This window comes from Clostridium homopropionicum DSM 5847 (genome assembly GCF_001263795.1).
GTDB classification, from domain to species: Bacteria; Bacillota; Clostridia; order Clostridiales; family Clostridiaceae; genus Clostridium_H; species Clostridium_H homopropionicum.
This window is the reverse complement of the sequence record NZ_LHUR01000027.1, coordinates 115,261-136,117: the sequence shown is the minus strand read 5'-3', so window position 1 is coordinate 136,117 and position 20,857 is coordinate 115,261. Positions and strand designations below refer to the sequence as shown.

The 20,857-nt window shown below is 29.4% G+C and carries 13 protein-coding genes and 2 pseudogenes; all 15 read left to right on the top strand.

Features of this window, described 5'->3' with window-relative positions:
• Positions 1 to 313 precede the first annotated feature (313 nt).
• Positions 314 to 4,657 (top strand): annotated as a pseudogene (locus CLHOM_RS11775) (AAA family ATPase); the annotation flags it as partial.
• A 141-nt stretch (positions 4,658 to 4,798) separates the two neighbouring features.
• Positions 4,799 to 5,644, top strand: a pseudogene (locus tag CLHOM_RS18870) (sensor histidine kinase); the annotation flags it as partial.
• Between the two features lie 401 nt (positions 5,645 to 6,045).
• Positions 6,046 to 7,683 carry a ribosomal protection-like ABC-F family protein gene (abc-f, locus tag CLHOM_RS11770; protein WP_052221889.1) on the top strand — a complete coding sequence of 546 codons (1,638 nt, stop codon included), beginning with the start codon at positions 6,046 to 6,048 and terminating at the stop codon, positions 7,681 to 7,683.
• Between the two features lie 79 nt (positions 7,684 to 7,762).
• The gene (locus CLHOM_RS11765; protein ID WP_052221888.1) at positions 7,763 to 9,025 is read left to right on the top strand and encodes a diaminopimelate decarboxylase; all 1,263 of its coding nucleotides are present in this window, start codon (positions 7,763 to 7,765) and stop codon (positions 9,023 to 9,025) included.
• A 336-nt stretch (positions 9,026 to 9,361) separates the two neighbouring features.
• The gene (locus CLHOM_RS11760) at positions 9,362 to 9,682 is read left to right on the top strand and encodes a Na-translocating system protein MpsC family protein (RefSeq protein ID WP_052221887.1); all 321 of its coding nucleotides are present in this window, start codon (positions 9,362 to 9,364) and stop codon (positions 9,680 to 9,682) included.
• Between the two features lie 120 nt (positions 9,683 to 9,802).
• Entirely contained in the window at positions 9,803 to 11,863 is a 2,061-nt protein-coding gene (locus CLHOM_RS11755) for a methyl-accepting chemotaxis protein (protein WP_052221886.1), read from the top strand.
• Between the two features lie 175 nt (positions 11,864 to 12,038).
• Positions 12,039 to 12,221: a hypothetical protein gene (locus CLHOM_RS11750; protein WP_052221885.1), complete on the top strand. Its 183-nt coding sequence runs from the start codon at positions 12,039 to 12,041 to the stop codon at positions 12,219 to 12,221.
• Between the two features lie 245 nt (positions 12,222 to 12,466).
• A complete protein-coding gene (locus CLHOM_RS11745; protein ID WP_052221884.1) occupies positions 12,467 to 13,090 on the top strand; it encodes a DUF47 domain-containing protein in 624 nt (207 codons plus the stop codon).
• An 11-nt stretch (positions 13,091 to 13,101) separates the two neighbouring features.
• Positions 13,102 to 14,100, top strand: a complete 999-nt coding sequence (locus CLHOM_RS11740; protein ID WP_052221883.1) for an inorganic phosphate transporter — start codon at positions 13,102 to 13,104, stop codon at positions 14,098 to 14,100.
• A gap of 343 nt (positions 14,101 to 14,443) precedes the next feature.
• The gene (speC, locus tag CLHOM_RS11735; RefSeq protein WP_052221882.1) at positions 14,444 to 16,693 is read left to right on the top strand and encodes an ornithine decarboxylase; all 2,250 of its coding nucleotides are present in this window, start codon (positions 14,444 to 14,446) and stop codon (positions 16,691 to 16,693) included.
• A 335-nt stretch (positions 16,694 to 17,028) separates the two neighbouring features.
• Positions 17,029 to 18,309 (top strand): glycosyltransferase family 2 protein, encoded by a 1,281-nt coding sequence (locus CLHOM_RS11730; protein ID WP_242846771.1) that lies wholly within the window; start codon positions 17,029 to 17,031, stop codon positions 18,307 to 18,309.
• A 106-nt stretch (positions 18,310 to 18,415) separates the two neighbouring features.
• Positions 18,416 to 18,691 (top strand): DUF1905 domain-containing protein, encoded by a 276-nt coding sequence (locus tag CLHOM_RS11725; RefSeq protein WP_052221880.1) that lies wholly within the window; start codon positions 18,416 to 18,418, stop codon positions 18,689 to 18,691.
• 220 nt (positions 18,692 to 18,911) lie between these two features.
• Entirely contained in the window at positions 18,912 to 19,043 is a 132-nt protein-coding gene (locus CLHOM_RS18825; protein ID WP_278321735.1) for a hypothetical protein, read from the top strand.
• Positions 19,044 to 19,318: 275 nt separating this feature from the next.
• Entirely contained in the window at positions 19,319 to 19,450 is a 132-nt protein-coding gene (locus CLHOM_RS18820; RefSeq protein WP_278321734.1) for a hypothetical protein, read from the top strand.
• 118 nt (positions 19,451 to 19,568) lie between these two features.
• Positions 19,569 to 20,849 (top strand): sensor histidine kinase, encoded by a 1,281-nt coding sequence (locus CLHOM_RS11720; protein WP_052221879.1) that lies wholly within the window; start codon positions 19,569 to 19,571, stop codon positions 20,847 to 20,849.
• Positions 20,850 to 20,857: the final 8 nt, after the last annotated feature.

Below are 20,857 nucleotides of genomic sequence, written 5' to 3'. Positions count from 1 at the left end.
TGTTTTTTTTCTAGAAAGCTTTCAATTTGTTTCTTTGATATGAAAATATATTTCCGAAAAAAATAGATTTTTTTATTAAATACACATAAATACATGATTTCAATATAAAACATTTTTATTATTACAAATACATAAGTGGAATAATATAGACAAATTGTTTATAATAAGCTTAATATATTTATAAATAACTTGTCCGGAACCCATAACGGTCTGTTTTAATTAAAAAGAAAGGAAGTGAATAATTCTGAGTTATAATTCACCAATAGGAAAAATAAGGAAAGAAACAGAAGAAAATTATAAAATAATAGAAGTAATGTATAATTCTCAATGCTCTACAGTTTTTAAGGCATTGGATGTAAAAAAAAATCAAAATGTTATAATTAAATCATTAAATACAGAATTTGATAATTTAATAAATACATCAAAAATTGAAAGTATATACAATCTAGTAAAAAAACTTGAAAGTGAATATGTTTTAAAAGCATATGAGCTTTTAGAATTTCAAAATCGACTCTCAGTTACCCTAGAGGATATTGGAGGAATTTATCTTTCACAATATATAAAGAAAAATCCCATTGAATTAAAAGAATTACTTGAAATCGCATTAAAAATAACAAAATGCATTAAATATATTCATAATAATCATATTATTCATAAGAATATTAATCCATTTAACATTATTTATAATAAAGATAAGAAGATTATAAAATTACTTGGCTTTGAAAATTCATCAGAATTTTCTTTTGAAACTGCAGAAGCACTAAATCCAAACATATTTCATGATAACTTATTTTACATTTCACCAGAGCAAACCGGTAGGATGAATCGACCAGTAGATTATAGAACAGATTTTTATTCTCTAGGAATTACTTTATATGAATTAGCTTGTTCAAAGCTTCCTTTTGCTTCTTTTGAACCAGAGGATGTAGTTTATTTTCATATAGCGAAGACTCCTTTGCCCATTAGTGAAATTAATCCAAGTATTCCTCCAAGTGTATCTAAAATTATATCAAAACTCATGGAAAAAATGCCAGAAGATAGATATGTAAGTGCCTTAGGTATTGAACTTGATCTACAAGAGTGTATAAATCAATTAGAAGAAAAGGGAATTATAGAAGAATTTGAACTTGGGAAAAATGACTTATCATATAAATTTGAAATACCTAAAAAGATATATGGAAGAGAAGCAGAAATAAAAAAATTGCTTAACATATTTGAAAGAGCAGCTAAAGGAAATGTAGAGTTAATTCTTATTGGAGGTTACTCTGGAATTGGTAAAACTGCATTAGTAAATGAGCTTCATAAACCTATAATTAAAAACCATGGAATCTTTCTTTCTGGCAAGTGCGATCAATATAACAAAAACACTCCTTATTCAGCCTTATTTAATGCACTTGATCAATTTTGTACTTATATCCTATCGGATTCAGAGGCTGCAGTAAAAAAATGGAGAGAAAGAATATTAGATTCACTCGGGAAAAATGCTGCTTTACTTATAGATGTAATTCCTAAATTAGAATTGATTTTAGGTTCACAACCAAAATTGAAGGAAGGATTTCTTGTAGAAATACAGATTAAATTTAGTGCTGCTCTTCAAAAGCTATTGAGAGTAATCTCCTCAAAAAGACGTCCAATTGCATTGGTTATAGATGATGTTCAATGGATAGATGCAGCTTCTTTGGAACTTTTTCAGAAGATTCTTTCTGATAATAGTATTAAAGGCTTGATGTTTGTTTGCACCTACAGAGAAAATGAGGTAGATAAATTCCATCCTCTAATTAGAACAATTGAAAAAATTCAAAAGGATAATGGTAAAATAGAATATTTATATTTAGATAACTTAAATATTTTTGATATTACAGAAATGATATTTAATATATTTAATTTTAATGAGGAAGATACTTATGGGCTAGCGAATATAGTTTATGAAAAGACCATAGGAAATCCATTCTATATTATTGAATTTTTAAAATATTGTAATAAAGAAAAGCTGCTATATTATAATGAATATGAAAAAAGATGGAGCTGGAATGAAAGTGATATAAGAAATATCAAAAGTTCAGATAATGTTGTAAACCTTTTGATAGAAAAAATAAAAACACTCCCTGAGGCTACAAAAGAACTTATTTTCATGGCTGCCTGTATTGGAAATAGATTTGATATAAAGATACTTTCCGCAATTTCAGGGAAAAGCTTAAAAAATGTAAGTAAAGATTTAGAACCAGCTATAGCTAATGAGATGATTTATGTACTAGGAAAGGATGGTTTAAACTCAGAAAAAGTAGAATTTTTGTTTTGTCATGATAGATTTCAACAGGCAGGATATTTTGCTTTATCAGAAGAAAATAAGAAAATTATTCATATGAGCATTGCAAATTATTATGAAACTATAGAAGGTTTAAATAATACTTCAACTCTTTTTTTAGCAGCAGAGCACTATTCCAAAATATTAGATTGCATAAAAAGAGAAGAAGATGTAAATAGAGTAATTAATATTTTCTTTAATGCAGCACAAGCTGCTAGGTGTACCTCAGCTTTTGATACTGCAAGACAGTATCTTGAGCTTATATTTGATATTGCACCAGATACTATTAAAAATAATCAATCCTTTATACAAACTATATATAATGAATATCATTTAGTACTTTTTAGTTTAGCAGACTTTGAAGAAGTGGATAAAATTTATTCTATAATAGAAAAAATAACAGAAAATCCCCTTAAATTAGTAAATGCCGCCTGTGTACAATTAGTTAGCCTTTCAAATAGAAGCAGATACGAAGAAGCATTTATATTAGGAATATCTATTCTTGAAAAGCTTGGAGTAAGTTATCCTAAAGATAAATTATCCGATGTGGTTGAAAAAGAAATTGAGAAATTTTATTTGTATCAATACAATGGAAGTATTGAAAAAATTAAAGAAAAGGAATTGCTATATGGTGAAAAAGACAATGCTATTGCAAAACTTTTAAATAGAATTATTGCTGCTGGTCTATTTTTTAATCCATTATCCTGTTTTTGGGCTATTCTTGTAAGTGCTAACTTAATGGTTGAAAAAGGTGTTACTAACTGGGCTTTGGAAATCTCATCTGCTATAACATTGGCATTAGTTCCACTTAGAAATGATTATTATACAGGATATAAGTTTTCAAAAGAAGCAATATCTACTTTAAAGAAAAGAGGTTTCAATGAAGAATTATACAGAATGTATCATGTACATAGCCTTGTAAATTGTCATTGGTTTGAGCCTTTAGAAACGGGTATTTATTATGCTCATAAATCTTATAAAGGGAATTTAGAAAACGGTGAGTTTGAATTTTCCTGTTTTAGCTTTTTTACTTCTCAGGTAGACATATTGGAATGTTGTAATTCTATTTCAGAAATGCAGACTGAAGTAGAGGCAGCTATTACATTTGCATCTAAGACAGGAAACCTGTATAGCCTAGAATCCTTTGTCAGTTTCATGCAATTTGTAAAGGCTTTGAAAGGAGAAACTATTTGCTATGGTAGTTTTAACGATAATACTTTTAATGAAGAGAAGCATTTAAATGACATCAATAAGAATGGAGTAGCCTTAGCTTATTACTATATTTACAGAGCGCTTTCGGCTGTGTTATTTAGTGATTTTAAAGTTGCATATATACTTATAAAAAAAGCTGTTCCTCATTTATCACATGTTGGGCCATTTTATATAGTAGCACTCCAACGTTTTATAATGGCCATTTCAATTTGCAAAGTCATAGAAGAAGTAGAAAACTTAGAAGAAAAACAAATGATGGAAAAAACCTTAGAAGAAGCTCAAGAGTGGATGTACCAAAGAGCAAAGGATGCCCCATTTAATTTTAAGCATCTTTATGATATAGTATGTGCTGAAATAAAAGCACTGGAAGGAAAATATGATGAAGCCTTTAAATTATATGAAAAGGCTATAGTAGAAGCTGAAAAAAATAAAAGGCCCTATCACTATGCACTAATATGTGAAATTATAGGACAAAAATATTTGAGATTAGGTATAAATAAGACAGCAAGTTTTTACATTAAGGAAGCTTATTCAAGATTTTTAGATTGGGGAGCTGTAGGAAAAGCAAAATGGATGAAAGAAAAATATACGGACATTTTATTTTTTAATACCAACTCTCAATATCTTTCAGTAGGTTGTAATACCCTAAATTGCATTGATTTAAAAGCTATAATAAAAGTATCCCAAACTATTTCTAGAGAAATTGAAAGAAAAAAACTGCTTGAAAAATTAATGAAAATTGTAATGCAAAATTCAGGCAGTACAATGGGGCATATTCTTTTAAAAGACAAAAATAGCTTAGTTTTATTAGTCTCTGGAAGGTTAAATTTTAGTTTTGAAGTTATTATTGAGCATAGAGAACTTAATTTTGATAATAAAAAAACTAAAGCAATTCTACCTGCTTCAATCGTAAACTATGTTGCAACTACGAAAGAAGAGGTGATTATTGACAATATAAGTAGAAGTCAATTTGCATATGATAGTTATTTTGAATCCAATAGTATTAAATCTGTATTGTGCATGCCTATTTTGCAGCAAAATACTCTAAAAGGAGTATTGTATTTGGAAAATGACATTTTATCAGGAGCATATACTAAAAATAATATTGAGGTATTTAAAATAATTGCTTCTCAGGCTGCAATTTCAATTGAAAATGCCTTTTTATATAATAAGCTTGAAAATAAGGTAAAAGAACGTACTTTTCAATTGGAGGAGACAATTGAAAAGTTGAAAGAAACTAATACTGCTCTTGAGAAAGAAATTATAAATCGAATAGCCACAGAAAAAGCACTAAAAGAAAGCGAAAGGCAAATTAGCTATACTAAGGAATACGATAAAATTAAAATGGAATTTCTTGCTAATATTTCCCATGAGTTAAGAACTCCAATTAATGTTATTTTTTCTGCCCTACAAATGCATGAGTATAAACTGAAACACTGCTCTTATGAAAATGCTCACAAAGATTGTTTTAAATATGGTAATACAATGAAACAAAATTGTTACCGCCTTTTGAGGTTAATTAATAATTTAATAGATATAACTAAAATAGATACAGGTTATTTTGATTTAAATGAGATCAATATAGATATTATCAGTCTTATTGAAGATATAACTCTGTCTGTAGCTGATTATGTTGAAAATAAGGGGTTATCTCTTATATTTGACACCGATGTAGAAGAAAAAGTTATTGCTTGTGATCCAGAAAAAATAGAAAGAATTATCCTTAATCTACTTTCAAATGCAGCAAAGTTTACACCTAAGGGTGGAAATATAATGGTTATTATAGAAGACGGTGTTGAAAGTATTTTTATAAGAGTAAAAGATAATGGAAGAGGTATTCCTAAAGAAAAGCTAAATTCTATTTTTGAAAGATTTGTACAAGTAGACAAGTCCTTTACAAGAGATCACGAAGGAAGTGGAATAGGACTTTCTCTCGTAAAAGCTTTAGTTGAGCTTCATGGTGGGACAATATCCGTAAACAGTACAGAAGGCTGTGGTACTGAGTTTATTATATCTATTCCATGTAAATTACTAAATGAAACGCATAATGAAATTTCTTGCTGTGAAGAATTAACTAAAAGCTGCATTGAGAAAATCAATATAGAATTTTCTGATATATATAAGTAAGGTGCCTGGCACCGGAGAAAGGAGTTTCCTTCTATTGACAGTAATAAAATTTCAATATATAATCAAAATGATGTTAAGAACTAAATTTTAAGAAAGGGCAAGGTATTTGCAGAAATGAAGAAATAATCCACTTCAACTAAATGTAAAATGATAACTTATATAAGACCTAAGAAGAACCTCAAGTGAAGGTTTTATTGTTGAACATTTTATTTAAATTTATGAGTGGATAGTATTTTTATAGCTGTAGATAGCTTGTTTATATAATATATTTTAATCTTAATTAAGTATTTGAGTTTTGATCCTATGTAGGTTTGATATACATAGTCAAGGCTTATTTAGCTTGTATTAAGTTTATTGTATTTGCAGAATACTATCCTCTCTAATTACAGGGAGGATTTTTTATGTTATTAATTGAATGCAGCAAAATAAAAAAATATTTCGGTGATAAGTTGATCATAGATGTAGATTCCTTAAAAATTTATTCTGATGATAGAATAGGCATAGTAGGAATAAATGGAGTAGGAAAAACTACCTTGATTGATATATTGAGTCAGAGATTAGAACCTGATGAAGGCTTATTGAAGCTATACGGAAAATATAGCTTTATTTCACAGCTAGATTTGCCGGAAAGCAAGAATATAAGTAAAGAAATGGCTTCTAAATTTGGAATCAAAAGCACATGGGATGGAAATATGAGTGGGGGAGAAAAGACAAGGTTTAAGCTAGCAGAGGCTCTAGATAATAATAGTGTTATGATTTTTGCAGATGAGCCTACAAGCAATTTGGATATTGAGGGTATTGAGCTTATTGAAAAGAAATTTTTGGAATACAAAGGTGCATTGATTGTTATTTCTCATGATAGAAACTTTTTAGATAAGTTATGTAATCAGATTTTAGAGATAGAAAATGGCAAGATTAAAATTTATAATGGCAATTACAGTGATTATGAAGAGCAAAAAGCTCAAGAAATAGAAAGAGCTCAGTTTGAGTATGAAGAATATGTAAATGAGAAAAAGAGGCTTGAGGAAGTTATTTATAGCTCAAAACAAAAAGTTAAAAGTATTAGAAAAGCTCCTAAAAGGATGGGAAACTCTGAGGCTAGACTGCATAAGATGGGAAACCAAAAGGCAAAAACTAATCTTGATAGAGCTGTTAAAAATATCGAAAAGAGAATTGAGCATCTTGAGGTAAAAGAAAAACCAAAAGAACAATCAAGAGTTAAGTTAGATATTCTGAATTCTAGTAAACTTTACAGCAAAATCATTATTGAAGGTAATAATATAAATAAGGTATTTGATAATAAAATTATATTTAAAAATGCAGAATTTAAGCTTCATAATGGATCAAGAGTTGCCTTAATTGGTCCTAATGGAAGTGGGAAAAGTACCTTAATTAAAATGATCATGAAAAATGATGATTCCATTAGAATTGCACAAGGAGCAAAGATTGGATATTTTAGTCAGGATATGGACATTTTAAATAAGGATTTAAGTATAATAGAAAATGTGATGTACAGCAGTATTTACCCTGAAAATTTTGCAAGACTATTGCTTGCTAGATTACTATTTAAAGGAGAATCAATTTATAAAAAGATTGATATACTTAGTGGTGGAGAAAGGGTAAAGGTTTCTTTTGCCAAAATATTGCTGCAAGATATTAATTTGCTTATATTAGATGAACCTACAAACTATGTAGATATTAATACGATTAAAGTTATGGAAGAAACCCTTAGAGAATATGATAGAACCTTGTTATTTGTTTCACATGACAGGAGATTTATCGATGTTGTAGCAAATCAAATTATGATAATTGAAAGTCAGGAAATAAAAGCGTTTTCCGGAAACTACATGGAATACTTATCGAGAAATAATAAACAAGAGAATCAGAATAAAGAGATTGAAGAGCAAATTATTATATTAAAAAATCGCCTTACAGAAGTTTTAGGTAGACTATCTATGCCATCAAAGCAAGATGATATAGAAGCATTAGATAAGGAGTATTATATAATACTAGATAAACTGAAGAAACTTAAAGAATAAAAATTAATTTGTATATAGAAATTTTCAAGAAAATGTTATATAGTGTACTATAAATGATGGGAAAAGGAGAAAATAACTTATGAAAAAGACTTTTGTCAGTTTTGAACAATTAAAGGAGATAGTAAAAGAATATCCTACACCATTTCATTTATATGATGAAATGGGGATTCGTGAAAATGCCCGTAGGTTAAAAGACGCATTTTCATGGAACAAAGGTTTTAAAGAATATTTTGCAGTAAAGGCTACTCCTAATCCTTCAATATTGAAAGTATTGAAGGAAGAAGGATGCGGTGCAGACTGCTCAACTTATACTGAGCTTTTATTGGCTGAAGCAGTGGGCTTTAAAGGTGATGATATTATGTTTTCTTCAAACGTGACACCAGAAGAGGACTTTATTTATGCACGAAAACTAAATTCTATTATTAATCTTGATGATATTACGCATATTGATTTTTTAGAAAAAGCAGCGGGTATACCTGATGTAATAAGTTGCCGCTTTAATCCAGGTGGAGATTTTACAATAGCTAATGCAATTATGGATACTCCTCAGGAAGCAAAATATGGTTTTACCAGAGAACAATTAACAGAGGGCTTTAAGAAACTTATTGACAAAGGAGTAAAGCATTTTGGGCTTCATGCATTTTTAGCTAGCAATACAACATCAAATGAATACTATCCTGTCCTTGCTGAAATACTATTTAAAACTGCTGTGGAATTGAAAGAGGAAACAGGTGCGCATATTACATTTATAAACTTTTCAGGAGGAATAGGTATTCCATACCTTCCTGATCAAAAGCCTGCAGACATTTATGAAATCGGACAGGGAGTTAAAAAGGCATATGATGAAATTCTAGTGTCTGCTGGAATGGAGGATGTTGCAATATATACTGAACTGGGAAGATTTATGCTTGGACCTTATGGTTGCCTTGTTTCTAGAGCTATTCATGAAAAGCATATTCATAAGGATTATATAGGACTTGATGCTTGTGCTGCTAATTTAATGCGTCCTGCAATGTATGGATCATATCACCATATTACTGTAATGGGTAAGGAGAACGAGACTTGTGATCATATGTATGATATAACTGGAGGATTGTGTGAGAATAACGATAAATTTGCAATTGATAGGATGCTGCCTAAAATTGATATTGGAGATTTAATTGTTATACATGATACTGGTGCACATGGATTTTCCATGGGCTATAATTACAATGGCAAGCTTCGTTCTGCAGAAATTTTACTAAAAGAAGATGGTTCTACAGAACTTATCCGTCGTGCTGAAACTCCAGCAGATTATTTTGCCACTTTTGATTTTTCAGGACAATTTAAATTTCAAGAATAAATATTATTAGAATATTATACAAGAGATATTAATTTATTAAAAATAGAATTACTAACAGGGAATTGATAACCCTGTTAGTAATTCTATTTTTAGATATAATGTGACTTAAATCCTAAAGAAAAATGTGGAGGGAATTTTAAAAGCACTAACTGTAAATTATTATAACAATTTAAATTTTTGTAAAAATAATAACAATTGTTGAAATTTATGCAATATTGTGATAACATAATAATGTAAAGTGGTCAGTCTATAGTACCAATATTTATTTTAAAATTAATGTAATTTAAATATTTTCACTAATAATCATGAAATAGTAGGAGCTTGGGAAAATTTAACATGGAAGATAAAATAAAAAGAATTGCTGCAAAATATGTAAAATTGTATAGAGGTAAAGGGCCACAATATGTTAAAGTTAATATTAGCTATGAATTGATACATATATATTCAAAGGGAATTCTTTCAAGTGTGGGAGAACTTTTAATAAAGCAAGGTGCTTTTAAATTGCCTGAAATGGCATGGAATGAACTAAGAAAAGAGATTTTAGATTCATTTATTGATGAGATTAGTAGAGAAGTAGGAAAAAAGTGCAGTTTAGTTTCGGAAAGAACTGACTTTTATGAAGATACTAGAACCATAATTGTAAAACTAGATAGTTAGTGGTTGGATTAATAAGGAAAATATTTAAATATTTTAGCTTTTTAATAAACCAGTATATAAATGTTAAATTTTATATGCTGGTTTTTTGTTTTATATAAATTTAAAGAGGGGGAGTAAGTATTGAAGAGAAAAAACATTATTAAGATGAATATTTTTGTCAAATTATTATCTATGTCTTTGGTTTTGGTTATAATACCTGTAACAATAATTGGTATTATAGGAACTACGCTTTTTTCTAGAACTATTCAACAGCAAACAATTACTCAAATGCAAAATAGTGCAAATGATAAGTTAGATTTATTGCAGCAAGTCATTGATGGTGCAAAGAATACAGCATACTCTTCATCATCAGAAAATAATGCTAGAAGTATTTTATCTATTATAAGTAATGGGGAAGCAAATTCAAAAGCAAATGAATTGAATGTTAAAAAGCAGATAGTAAATGGATACCTAAAAGATATATATACTAAAAGTAATGGAATGTATGAAAACATGTTTTATACAGATAATGCAGGTAAAATAATTGCTGATGCACTAGATGGCAAGAATATAGGGAATGATGTTTCATCACTAAAGTTCTATAAACTTTCATCACAAAGTAAAAATATATCAGTTGGGGATGTGGGGATATCACCTTCATCTAAGAAACCTGTAATAACAATAGGGGTACCTTTGTTTGACGATAATAAAAAATATATAGGAACATTTGGAGCATCAATAAATTTTGAAAAGCTAACTGAAATGCTTGTTAAAAAAGATAATGGAGTAAATTATAACTATGGAGTTTTGAACAGTAATGGAGTAATGATAGCTCATGAAAATAAAGACTTAATATTTAAAGCAGATTTTACTAAAGAGAATGATACAGTTAAAAAACTATTTGCTTCTATGCAGCAGGAAAACCAAGGTAGTGGTTTTTACACTTTAAATGGAGTTCAGAAGCTTATGACTTATTCTTCTTATAAAGAAAATAATTGGTATGTATTTACCGCTTATACAGTGAGTGACTATATGAAGCCTATAAATAATTTTAGAAATACATTTATGATAATTGAGTTAATTTGTATAATTATTGCTGCTATTGTTGCATTTATGTTTAGTAATTCAGTTTCAAAACCATTAAAGAATTTAGCTGAATCAGCAAAAGCTATCTCAACTGGAGATTTAACACAAGAGGTACATATTGTTAAGTCAAAGGATGAAATAGGGCAACTTACTCTATATTTCTCTGATATGCTTAATAACTTAAGAAGCCTGATTTCACAAGTGAAGGATATGAGTGGAAATGTAGCAGCTTCTTCAGAGGAAATGATGGCATCCTCTGAAGAAGTAAGCAAAACATCAGAACAAATAGCAAATGCTGTTTCAGATTTAGCTAAAGGTGCTTTAGAACAAGCTGCATCCTCTGAAGAAGGCAATGTTAAACTGATAGAGGTAATTAATGGATTAAATGATATTGCAGCTGATATGATAAAATCTGAAGAATTATCAAACGGAGCTAAAGATTCAGTAGAAGACGGTAAAAAATCAGTTGAATATCAAAGGATAAAGATGAGCGAGAACAAGCAGGTATCTAATGGTGTAGCTGATGCTATTAGTTCACTTTCAGAAAAGTCAGCAGAAATTGGAAGCATTCTATTAGTTATTAAAAGTATTTCGGAACAAACAAATTTATTAGCTTTAAATGCAGCTATTGAAGCTGCACGTGCTGGTGAGCATGGAAGAGGATTTGCTGTTGTATCTGATGAAATAAGAAAGCTTGCAGAGCAATCAAGCTCCTCTGTGAACAAAATTGATTCAATCATAGAAGAGGTGCAGATTAGTGTTGAACAAGCTGTTAATGAAATGAAAAAGGCTAAAGTAGTTGTGGAAGACCAAGAAAAAGCTCTATTTGATACTGTTAGTGCGTTTGAAAAAATATCTGAAGCTGTAACAATAATACATGATTATATAAATAAAGTTTCTAAAGAAACAAAAATTTTAACTGTTAATGCAAATAATACAGGAGATGCTATAAATAACATTGCAAGTATATCACAAGAAACTGCTTCTAGTACGGAAGAAGTTGCAGCATCCACTGAAGAACAAACATCAATTATTCATCAAATTGCTGAGTCAGCAGAAAGTTTATCGGCTATTGCAAATGAACTACAGGAAAGTATTAATAAGTTTTTATTATAAGAGGATAAATTGTATTAAATTTCAATGGAGAGTTTTATTGTATAATTTTTATAATAATATTGAAAAATTTTTTAATAGTGATATACTATATATGTAATATAAAATAAATGTGCGACATATTTCATCATATTTCCAAAAATCATATAGTATATACTAATAATAAGGGGTGTTTATTATGAAAAATTGTGCAATTGAAATTTCAGACAAAATTTTAGAGGAATTCAATGGATTAGTAAAGAAATCAGGTGTATCTCAACAAGAATTTTTAAACTATATTGCTAATTTGTATGATATTAATAACAACTCTGAAAAATATATTAGTGATTATAAAGCTTATTGTGATAGCTTTGTTGCTTAAATAAAAGATATTAAATGAAAATAAACAACGTAAAAAATTAACCTTGAGAAATCAAGGTTTTTTTATTTTCAAATATGCCTTTGACATAAATAAAAAAGGGTAAACTATTAGTATAAACTTAGAATTTATTTTTAGGTTAATAATAGGTTAATTATAAGTTAAATTTATATTTCAAAATACGACAATTAATGATAAAATACTTTTGGCATATTATTTTAAATGGTAAGGAGAAGGGAGATACAATTATGAAATGGAGCACAAGAAAGAAGGATAAACTATTTTTAATGCTTTTAGACATTTCAACCAACTTAAAAGAGGGAGGTCAGTATTTTCTTGATTATAAAATTAAGGAGGAAAAGGATCTTGAAGAATTCCTATATAAGATGAAGGATTATGAGCATAAGGGAGATGTTCTTGTTGACGAGATAATAAAGGAATTAAATAATACCTTTATTACTCCAATCGAAAGAGAAGATGCCCTAGAACTTGCTGTCCATATGGATAAGGTTTTGGATGGACTTGAGCAATGCGCAGCTCATTTTTATATGTTTAACATATATAATATAGACAACTATATGCTTGAGTTTTGTGATTGGTTGAACAAATGTATAGTTGAAATACATAACGCTGTAGATTTGATTTCACAGAAAAAGCTCGCAGAGATAAGACAACATGCAGTTAAAATAAAGGAATATGAGAATAAATGTGATCTTCTTGAGAGAAGAGCGATAAAGGAACTTTTTGAGAAGCAAAAGGATGTTATTAGACTTATTCAATATAAGGAGATCTATGAAATTCTAGAAAATACCGTCGATGAATGCCGCAAGGTTGCTAAAGCACTTGAGACAGTAGTAATGAAGAATGCGTAAGGAGAACTGAAATGAGTACACCATATATTATTATTGGTTTAACCGTTATTCTTGCACTGGCCTTTGATTTTATTAATGGTTTTCATGATACTGCAAATGCAATTGCAACAGCCGTATCCACAAAGGCATTAAGTCCGAGGCGTGCAATTTTAATTGCTTCATTGATGAATCTTTTAGGTGCAATAGCCTTTACTGGAGTTGCGAAGACTATTGCAAAGGATATAGTAAACCTTAATGTGATACCAAATGGATCTATAGTTGTACTTTCAGCTCTTGTTTCTGCTATAGCCTGGAACCTTATTACATGGTATTTTGGGATACCAAGCAGTTCTTCCCATGCCCTAATAGGATCAATTGCTGGTGCAGCAGTAGCAGCCGCTGGAGTATTATCTATTAACTTTAAAGGCTTTACATCTATAATTAAATCACTTATCCTATCACCGCTACTTGCCTTTGTAGTAGGTTATATATTGTTTACTATTATTAAGCATATTTTTAAGAATTCAAATCTTTTAAGAACAAATATAGGATTTAGAAGATGTCAAGCTATTACAGCAGCCATTCAGGCCTTTTCTCATGGAACAAATGATGCTCAAAAATCTATGGGAATAATAACTATGGCTCTTGTAAGCAATGGTCTAATTAAACCAGGACATGTTCCATTTTGGGTGCAGTTATCCTGTGCAATAGCCATGTCACTAGGTACCTCTATTGGTGGATGGAGAATAATAAAAACAGTTGGAACACAAATTATGAAAATAAAACCTGTTAATGGTGTTGCAGCAGATTTAGGATCAGCACTAGTTATTTTTGGAGCATCTAAGTTTGGTCTTCCTGTTAGTACGACACATGTTATTTCATCTTCTATAATGGGAGTAGGCACAGCTTATAGAGCAAAGTCTGTAAAATGGAATACAGCTAAGAGAATGATAATCACATGGTTTATAACCCTTCCAATTTCAGCTGCATTAGCTGGAGTAGTTTATAGATTTATTGGTATGTTTTTATAGTAAGTGGTTATTGCAATAATAAAACCAAATAATTTAATTTTATTAATAATAAGAGAACACAGGACATTTTAGTATATCCTGTGTTCTTATTATATTTAAAAATTCTTTTTCCCTCCTTAACAAGTACAATAACCGCAATCAATCTTTATAACATATTTATTTCTCCTTTCACCATAGTTATTAATGTATAATAATATATGTTATACCACCATATGGTAAATAATTAAAGGGTAAAATTAATAAAAACATTTTTCTTTAAAGTGCATTGAAAAATTTAAAAGAAAGTGTTAATATTCATGTGGACTATAAAAGAAAAAATTTTAATATAAAGGGAGGTTGAGTTGTGAAGCATTTAAAAATTGCATGTACTTCAGAGACTAAAGAGTATTTTTCAACTAATAGAAATTTAGTTTTAGTTGAAGATACTGATTATACTGATGTGGCTGCGGTTGTATTGACAAATTCAAATGCTGACATTGTAGAAGAAATATACAATACAAAGTTTAAAATACCAATATTTGTTACCTTAAAAAATGGAGAAAAACTTAATAATGAATTGGCAATGAAAGTTACTAACTCCATTGATATTAATCAACTGGAAGAAAGAAAATTTAGCAATGAAATTGAAACTGCTGCTAATGATTATGAAGAAAACTTGCTGCCACCTTTCTTTAAAGCACTAAGTAATTATGTTGAAAATTGCAATCTACAATTTGCTTGTCCTGGACATCAAGGTGGGCAATATTTTCGTAAACATCCAGCGGGAAGATATTTCTACGATTTTTATGGAGAAAATATTTTTCGATCAGATTTTTGTAATGCGGATGTTTCACTAGGAGATCTGTTAATACACGAAGGTCCTGCAATGGACGCTGTAAAACATGCTGCTAGTGTGTATAATGCAGATAAAACCTACTTTGTTATGAATGGAACAAGTACTGCAAATGCTGTAGCTATAAATGCTGTAGTTGCTCCAGGAGATTTAGTTTTATTTGATAGAAATAATCATAAATCCGTTTATAACGCAGCTTTAATTCAATCTGGAGGAGAGCCAGTGTACTTAGAAACTGCTCGTAACCCCTTTGGATTTATTGGTGGGATTGATGAATATTGCTTCGATGAAGATTATCTAAGAAAGGAAATAGCTAAGGTTAATCCAGAAAAGGCTAAACTCAAAAGACCATTTAGATTAGCTGCAATTCAACTTGGAACTTATGATGGTACTATTTATAACGCTAAACAGGTAGTTGATAAAATTGGACATCTATGCGATTACATTTTATTTGATTCAGCTTGGGTTGGATATGAGCAATTCATTCCGATGATGAGAGATTGTTCTCCTTTATTATTAGACTTAAATGAAGATAGCCCAGGAATATTAGTAACTCAATCTGTTCATAAGCAACAAGCAGGATTTTCTCAAGCATCACAAATTCATAAAAAAGATAATCACATTAAAGGGCAAAAACGTTATGTAGATCACAAGCGCTTTAATAATGCATTTAGATTACATGCATCAACAAGCCCATTTTATCCTTTATATGCAACCTTAGATATTAATGCAAGAATGCAAGAAGGGGAAGCAGGTAGACGCCTATGGGAAGATTGTGTAAAACTAGGTGTTGAAGCGAGAAAGGAAGTAATTAAAAAGTGTTCTCTTATGAAACCATTTATTCCGCCAATTGTTAGTGGAAAGAAATGGGAAGAATATGATACAGAAGAAATATCTAATAATATTGAGTTTTTCAAGTTTGCACCAGGAGAAAAGTGGCATTCCTTTGATGGATATGGAGAAAATCAATACTTTGTTGATCCAAATAAATTTATGTTGACAACACCAGGAATTAATGCTGAAACTTGTGAATATGAGGAATTTGGTATTCCAGCTAATATTCTTGCAAATTATTTAAGAGAACATGGTATTATACCAGAAAAAAGCGATTTGAATTCCATTTTATTTTTGATGACTCCTGCTGAAAATGAAACAAAAATGAGAAGGCTTGTATCGCAACTTGTTGAATTTGAACAGCTTGTTAAAGAGGATGCACCATTAAGTAAAGTATTGCCAGGTATTTATAATAACAACAAAGAACGTTATGGAGGTTACACGATTAGAATGTTATGCCAAGAAATGCATGATTTTTATAAAAATCATAATGCAAAAACATATCAAAAGAATTTATTTAGAGCGGCATCATTCCCAGAAAGAGCTATGATTTCTCATGAGGTTAACGGTGATGTCTTAGGAGAAGTGGCTTCAGGGTTAGAAGATATTCAAAAAGTATCATCCTCTAAAAGAGCAATGACTCCACAGGAAGCAAACTGGGAATTTGTCAGAAATAATGCTAAATTAGTTTCATTAGATAATATTGTTGGTGAAGTAGCATTAGAAGGTGCTCTGCCATATCCACCAGGAGTATTCTGTGTTGTGCCAGGAGAAAAATGGAGTAAAGTAGCACAAAAATACTTCTTAATTTTAGAAGATGGAATTAATAAGTTTCCGGGATTTGCTCCAGAAATTCAAGGGGTGTATTTAGAAGAAGAAAATGGCTATATAAAAGCTTATGGATATGTATTAGACAAAAGCAAGTGAACTTATTTGTAATAGCTAGTCGCAGTGTGGAAATCACTTTGACTAGCTATTTTTATTAAGAAAATCTTAATTTTTATTAAATAGTAATTTATTTATGTATACATATGATATAATCTTATGTGATTAATCAAGAAAATAATTTTCATATTCATAATTGAATAAATTAAAACCTAGATTTTTTTTACAAAAGTAGAAAATTTGTAGTAACAACTTTCCAGTAATAATTATTTTTTCATAAAATTCAAAAAAATCTTGGCTTTTTTAAAAATAGTGTTATAATAACTTTGGTGTGTTCTATTATTTAAATACTATTGTTATGTAATGGGGGCTATATTGTGTTGTCGTTTATCAATAGCATGAATTTATTTATTTTTATTTTATTTACTGTTATATATTCTTATAGGTTCATATATATCTATATTGGCTTTACTTCTAAAAAAAAGAAGAAGGACAATGCTTTACAGGTGAATTTACATAAGTATGCTGTAATTATAGCTGCAAGAAATGAACAAGCAGTTATTGGCGAATTAATTAATAGCATAAAAAATCAAAATTACCCTGGTGAACTTATTGATATTTTTGTGGTAGCTGATAATTGTACAGATAATACTGCACAAAAGGCTAGAGAAGCAGGCGCTATTGTTTATGAGAGATTTAATAAAAATCTCGTTGGAAAAGGATACGCTTTAAACTACTTGTTTGGAGAAATTGCCCAAAAGTATTCAGATAAGAATTATGAAGGATACTTTATTTTTGATGCTGATAATCTTTTAGATAAGAACTTTATTCTAGAAATGAATAAGTTATTTGACAAAGGTTATAGGGTATTAACTAGCTACAGAAATTCTAAAAATTACTATAGCAATTGGATTACAGCTGGATATGCTCTTTGGTTTTTACATGAGTCAGAATTCTTAAATAATCCGAGAATGATTCTAGGGAAAAGCTGTACAATCTCTGGAACAGGCTTTTTAGTGCATAGTGATATTATTAAGAAAAATGGTGGGTGGAAACACTATTTATTAACAGAGGATATTGAGTTTTCTGTAAGTCAGGTAATTCAAGGCGAAACCATAGGATATTGTGGCAGTGCAATGCTTTATGATGAACAGCCATTTACTTTTAAACAGTCTTGGGATCAGAGATTACGTTGGGCAAAAGGCTTTTATCAAGTATTTAGTGTATACGGATTAGATTTATTGAAGTGTATTTTTCAAGGTAAAAAGCAAAGCTTTTCTTGCTATGATATGATGATGACCATTATGCCTGCTTTACTGATTTCTCTATCTAGTTTATTTATTAATAGCTTCTTTTTAATACTTGGCTTATTAGATCCATCAATTGGGCGTGAAGTAATTGCTGAAACTTTTTCTGCAATTAGCTCTTCTTTGTTTACTTATTACTGTATACTTTTTGGTATTGGAGTAATAACATTGATAACTGAATGGCAAAAGATTCATTGTCCAACGGTTAAAAAGATATTGTATCTTTTTACATTCCCGATTTTTATGTTTACCTATATACCTATAGCTATAGTGGCATTATTTAAAAAAGTAGAATGGAAGCCAATAGCACATACATGTGTCAAATCCATTCAAAACATACAAGAAAATTAAACATGATTTAATTGATTACGGGGCGTATGTCCCTTTTTTATGCTTTATTTAGTAATTTATGCTATAATAATAGTTAATTAGGTGAATTGGAGGTAACGAAGCTGATATGAGTAAAATATATGAATTTGAAGCCGAAATAAAGAAAGTGCCCGATATTGATGGAGCATACATAGAGATACCATTTGATGTAAAGGCAGAGTTCGGTAAAGGAAGAGTACCTGTAACTGCTACCTTTGACGGAGAACCTTATGAAGGAAGTCTTGTAAAGATGAAAACTCCCTGCCACATTCTAGGTATAAAAAAAGATATTAGAGCTAAAATAGGAAAGCAGCCTGGAGATACAATAAAGGTAACAATAAAGGAAAGAATTGTAGTGAAGTAATTCAATTTGGAGCAGTTAATTCTGCTCTTTTATTATTTTTTGGAGGATGTATAAAGATAATATTTAGGTAGTAAGAATACAATGAATTATTCGATGTAACAGAATTTAAGTATATTCGATAAATTTTTGGAAAATTTTATTAAATCCCTATTTAAAATTATTTGTAAATATTGTATAATAAATGTTGTTAAAACTATTATTGGAAACTGAGTGATATTTTATGAGAAGAATTTACAAATTAATGGGTACAGCTCTTTTAAGTATGGCAGCATTAATCGCTTTTGTTGGACCAGCTTCTATTAGTGGTATTGCAGTTGAAGAAATGCCTAAGTCAATGAAAAACAAAAGATAGTGAAAAAAATTACCGCTTAATTTGAAAATAAGCGGTAATTTTTTTATTGAATTTATACAAATATGATGAAAGTGCAGCTGAAGAAATCATTATTTGTATCACTTCTAGTGAATCATGAAACAAGGTTGAGCGACAATTGATTATATGTTGTTACAGAATTTAAGTATATTCGATAAGTTTTTGGAAAGTTTTATTAAATATTCATTTAAATTTGTTCCATAATAATGTATAATAAGTGTTATACAAACTATTATTGGTAAAAGAGGTGATATTTTATGAAAAGAATTTACAAACTTATGGGTACAGCTCTTTTAGGTATGGCAGCGTTAATTACTTTTGTAGGACCAGCTTCTGCTGCTGGTGTAGCAGTTGAGGAAATGCCTAAGTCAATGAAAAACAAAAGATAATTAAAAGGAATCGCCGTTAAAAACAAAAGATAATAAAGAAGAATTACCGCTTAAGTAAATTAAGCGGTAATTCTTAAGTACTAATTTTTCATACATAGTATAGAAGGAGTAGATTTCAGTGCTACTGAAGTTTTGTGATATATTTAATACCTTGTGTCAATCAATTTTATTTGTATGGTCCTGTAATAATGTTGCAAATAAGGATGATAAACTTTCAAAAACTAAGACGTTAATTTTAATAACTTTTATTTTTACTGGAATAGTTATACTCACTTATAGTGATATTTACATTAGCGATATTCCATTTGGAAACTTTCTCATATTTTTACTGATTTTGCTATCTAGTCTATTCTTATATAGAAGATCTATTTTAGATGCCCTTATAGGTATTGGGTTAGGTTATTCATTAGTTGCATTTTTAGCATATTTTTTAGTTACATTTCATCAGAATGTTTTAATCTACTTAAAATTAAATGTTTCTACTGAAGTACAAATGTTTTTATTTATCTATATTCCTATATGGATTTCATATTATTTTGTATATAAATCTAGAAAATATATTTTTGATGTGGCTAGATATTTAAAGAATCTTAAACATAATCTGTTTTTTGTTTTAATACTGGATTATGCTTTAATCTTTCTAGATACCCTTCGTATGGAATGGACAACTCATGATATGGGATTAGTTTTTAAATCTGTTTTGTATTTTATTGCCTTTATAACTTTTGTAATGGCTGTAATATATTTTGCAAAGATAAACGATAAGTCAAAGGAAGTAGAAATGTTAAATGCTGCTTTGAATGAGAAGATTACAGAACTTAGAAAGATTAAACATGATTATGGAAGTGAAATAAGTGGTCTTTATGGACTATATCAACTGGGGAAAATGGACAGGGTCGGAGAAATGCTAAAATCCATTGTACAAAGGAACCAAGCTCTAAATACTGCTGTAAGTGTTAGTATATGTGAAAATCCTATTGTGGCTTCAGTATTACATTCAGCTACTTCAAAAGGCGTTAATGTAATAGTTGATGATAATGGAAATTATGATGAATTATCAATTACAGACAATGAACTTTTAAAGTTGATATCCAATATTATTAAAAATTCTATAGATGTACTTTCAGAAGTTAAGAATCCAATAATTAAATATAAAAGCTATAATAGTTATAACGGAATAACAATTACTATTATGAATAATGGTCCTGAGATTCCAAAGGACATTAGAAATAAAATTTTTGATTCAGGCTTTACTACAAAGAAGAATGATAATAGTGATAGAGGGTATGGTTTAAGTATTGTAAAAGATATTATTGCAAAATGTAATGGAGAGATTTCAGTTGAAAGTGATGATAATTGGACTCAGTTTAAGCTTGAAATTCCCTATATGAAATTTTAAGGTTTAAA